The 3,850-nt window shown below is 73.6% G+C and carries 4 protein-coding genes; 2 read left to right on the top strand and 2 right to left on the bottom strand.

Going from position 1 to position 3,850, the window contains the following annotated elements:
* Positions 1-44: 44 nt before the first annotated feature.
* The gene (locus ACZ6SQ_RS13060) at positions 45-896 is read right to left on the bottom strand and encodes a transglutaminase family protein (protein ID WP_469560288.1); all 852 of its coding nucleotides are present in this window, start codon (positions 894-896) and stop codon (positions 45-47) included.
* 130 nt (positions 897-1,026) lie between these two features.
* Complete coding sequence (locus ACZ6SQ_RS13055) at positions 1,027-2,037, bottom strand: GNAT family N-acetyltransferase (protein ID WP_469560962.1); 1,011 nt, start codon at positions 2,035-2,037, stop codon at positions 1,027-1,029.
* Between the two features lie 140 nt (positions 2,038-2,177).
* Here ACZ6SQ_RS13055 and fdxA point away from each other — a divergent pair, with 140 nt between their 5' ends.
* Positions 2,178-2,498 (top strand): ferredoxin, encoded by a 321-nt coding sequence (fdxA, locus tag ACZ6SQ_RS13050; protein ID WP_010474859.1) that lies wholly within the window; start codon positions 2,178-2,180, stop codon positions 2,496-2,498.
* A gap of 145 nt (positions 2,499-2,643) precedes the next feature.
* A complete protein-coding gene (locus ACZ6SQ_RS13045) occupies positions 2,644-3,741 on the top strand; it encodes a bifunctional succinyldiaminopimelate transaminase/glutamate-prephenate aminotransferase (protein WP_469560284.1) in 1,098 nt (365 codons plus the stop codon).
* Positions 3,742-3,850 lie beyond the last annotated feature (109 nt).

Raw genomic sequence — 3,850 nt, 5'->3', positions numbered from 1 at the left:
ACCACCGCCCCGCACAACCCCACCCCGCCACCCCACGGCACGCGTCAGTTCAGCAACGCCCTCGCCGACAACGCCTCCCCCCGCACCCGCTCTGCCAAGACGTCGTCCACGACGGACACCAACTCGGCATACGTCTCCATCTCCAACGCCCCCGCCACGAACTCCCCCCGCTTCACCAGCACCTGCCCCCGCTCGTACCGCAGCCTCGCCGGATGCGAGGGCAGCAGCAGGGCCAACTCCACCGCCCACAGCGCCACATCGGACCGCTCCGGCCGAGCCGCGGCCCAGACCCGGATGTTGTTGAGGATGCGGGAGACGACCTCCAGGGGCGTGCTGGGCACCAGCATGGACGGCTCCAGCGGAGCCCCCGTCGCCCCCACGACCAGCAGCTCCGCGTCGGGCCCCGTGAGCACCCGTCCCCCGTCGAACGGATCCACGAGCACCTGCGCCCCCGTCGGGCCGAGGCCGACCACGAAATGCCCCGGCAGCGCCACCCCGTACACCGGTGCCCCGGCCCGCCGCGCCACCTCGATCCACACCACGGACAGCAGGATCGGCAGCCCCCGGCGCCGCCGCACGACGTCGTGCAGCAGGGACGACTCCAGCCGCTGGTAGTCCGAGGGGGTCCCGCGGAACCCGAGCCGCTCGCCGAGCAGCTCCCGCAGGGCCACCGCCCAGGCGTGCGGCGACCCCGGCCGGTAGGGCAGCCGTCCGGCGAGCTCGTCCAGTTCGACCTGCACCGCGTCCATGCCCGTCTCGTCCAGCGTCCGGTCGGCCTGCGCGGCGACCAGCAGGCACAGCAGCGTCAGATCCGGCCGCTCGGAACGGGCCTCCTCGGTGAACCGGTCGCGCAGCTCGGCGGAACGCTCGGGGGTGGGCGGTATGGGGGGACGCATATCTGGCTGGTGCCCTCTCAGGGTGATCGTTAGGGCCGGTACGGCACATTGCCGCCGCCGCGCGACGCGGGGCGCGCACGGTCCGGCCCACGGGCGAACCACGAAAACCGGGCCGGAAGGCCGGAGAGACCTACCGGCCCGCTCCGGCCGCCCCGGGCGCGCGGTAGTGGTGATAGGCGTGGTGCGCGGCGAAGCCCATGCCGGCGTACAGGGCCCGGGCCGGGACGTTGTCGGTCTCGACCTGGAGCCACGCGGCGGAGGCGCCCTCGTCGAGCGCCCGCCGGGCCAGCGCGGCCATCACGGCCCGGCCCAGCCCCTCGCGCCGCCGCGCGGGGTCGACCTCGACCGCCGCGAACCCGGCCCAGCGCCCGTCCACCACCAGCCGCCCGATCGCCGCGGGTACGCCGCCCTCGCCCGGCACGGCCGCGAACCACACGGAGGGCCCGCCGCCCAGCACCCGCAGGGCCACCTCGCTCAGCCCCTTGCGCTGGTAGCGCGCGAGCCAGGCCTCGTCGGCGGTCCGCGCCAGCGACACACCGCCGGGCTCGCCCACGTCCGCCAGGGGTGCCAGTGACCCGATCCACAGCTCGGCGCTGACCTCGCGCACCCAGCCGCGCTCCGCCAGCTCAGCGCTCAGCAGCTCCTGGGTGCCCTCGGCGCCGGTGGCGGTCTGCACATAGGCGGGCAGGCCGCGGTCGCCGTACCAGCGCCGTACGGCCGCGAGGGCGTCGTCCAGCGGCAGGCCCGGATCCCCGAGCGGCAGCACCGAGTTGGCGCGGCGGGTGAACCCGGCGGCGGCGCGCAGCTCCCACGCGCCGAGCCGCTCGCTCTCCACCGGCCGCCACGCCCGCGAGGAGACCCGGGCGAGCTCCTCGTAGGAGGCGGTGGGGCCGCGCCGGCGGGCCGGGGCCGGGGGCACGACCTTGCCCGCGACCAGCGAGGATTCCTCGATCCGGACACGCTCGCCGTCCCGCTTTGTGATCACGAGCACACCGTCGTCCCATGATGTGAGAACACCCACCGTGTCGGTGAATTTCTCTGCCGAGTCGCCAGCGTCCCTCAACCGTCGTACAGAGACGCGTTTGCCCACGTCAGCAGCGGTGACACGGACCTCAAGGCGGCCTGTCGCGGAGATTTCCACGGGTCGGTTCACCCCTCCTGTTCGGATCATGCCCAAGAACGGAGATACTAGGGGCGGGCATCGACGACGCCGCGCTCCCGCGCGCCAGGCGGCGGAGCCTGCAGAGGCCCGCCAGCGCCCTATCGAGGAGGAACGACAGCGTGACCTACGTCATCGCGCAGCCTTGTGTCGACGTGAAGGACAAGGCGTGCATCGAGGAGTGCCCGGTCGACTGCATCTACGAGGGCCAGCGGTCCTTGTACATCCACCCGGACGAATGCGTCGACTGTGGTGCCTGTGAGCCGGTCTGCCCGGTCGAGGCGATCTTCTACGAGGACGACACTCCGGAGGAGTGGAAGGACTACTACAAGGCGAACGTCGAGTTCTTCGACGAGCTGGGCTCCCCGGGCGGCGCCAGCAAGCTGGGTCTGATCGAGCGCGACCACCCCTTCATCGCCGCGCTCCCGCCCCAGAACGGCTGACGACGGCCCGTCCCACCGGCCTGGCCTCGGTCCCGTACGGCCTGATCAGCGTCCTGATCGCCGTACGGGACCGAGGCGTTTGCCGACCGTGCGACCCGGCCGCGGCAGGCGTCCCCGGCGTAGCAAGAAAGTGAGCCAAGCACCCGTGTCCGCTCTCTCCGACCGCCTTCCCACCTTCCCCTGGGACAAGCTGGAGCCGTACAAGAAGACGGCCGCCGCGCACCCGGACGGCATCGTCGACCTGTCGGTCGGCACCCCGGTCGACCCGGTCCCCGAGCTGATCCAGAAGGCGCTGATCGGCGCGGCCGACTCCCCGGGCTATCCGACGGTCTGGGGCACGCCCGAGCTGCGGGACGCGCTCACCGGCTGGGTGACGCGCCGGCTGGGCGCCCGTGACGTCACGCACCGCCATGTGCTGCCGATCGTCGGCTCCAAGGAACTGGTGGCCTGGCTGCCCACCCAGCTCGGCCTCGGCCCCGGCGACAGGGTCGCGTATCCGCGCCTCGCCTACCCGACGTACGAGGTCGGCGCCCGGCTGGCGCGCGCGGAGTACGAGGTCTACGACGACCCGACCGAGCTGGACCCGGCCGGGCTGAAGCTGCTCTGGCTCAACTCTCCGTCCAACCCGACCGGCAGGGTCCTCTCCAAGGAGGAGCTGACCCGGATCGTCGCGTGGGCCCGCGAGCACGGTGTGCTGGTCTTCTCCGACGAGTGCTATCTGGAGCTGGGCTGGGAGGCCGACCCGGTCTCGGTGCTGCACCCGGACGTCAACGGCGGCTCGTACGACGGCCTGGTCTCGGTGCACTCGCTGTCCAAGCGCTCCAACCTGGCGGGCTACCGGGCCGCGTTCCTGGCCGGTGACCCGGCTGTGCTCGGCCCGCTGCTGGAGATCCGCAAGCACGGCGGCATGATGACGTCCGCGCCGACCCAGGCGGCCGTGGTGGCCGCTCTCGGCGACGACACGCATGTGGCGGAGCAGCGCGAGCGCTACGCCGCCCGCCGCGCGGCCCTGCGCGACGCCCTGCTCGCGCACGGCTTCCGGATCGAGCACAGCGAGGCCAGCCTCTATCTGTGGGCGACCCGCGACGAGTCCTGCTGGGACACCGTCGCCCACCTCGCCGAGCGCGGCATCCTGGTCGCTCCCGGCGACTTCTACGGCACGGCGGGCGAGCGGTTCGTCCGCGTGGCGATGACGGCGACGGACGAGCGGGTGGCGGCGGCCGTGAAGCGGCTGACCGCCTGACGGCCGGTCCGGCACATACGGCCGCGGGGGGGGGGGGGGGGGGGGGGGGGGGGGGGGGGGGGGGGGGGGGGGGGGGGGGGGGGGGGGGGGGGGGGGGGACGGCCGCCGA

Source organism: Streptomyces sp. NPDC048600 (assembly GCF_055587025.1).
This window is presented reverse-complemented; position numbering and strand designations above follow the sequence as displayed.

Coding starts and splice junctions, on each gene's coding strand:
- ACZ6SQ_RS13060 (WP_469560288.1), bottom strand. CDS start 896: ATGCGTCCCCCCATACCGCCCACCCCCGAGCGTTCCGCCGAGCTGCGC.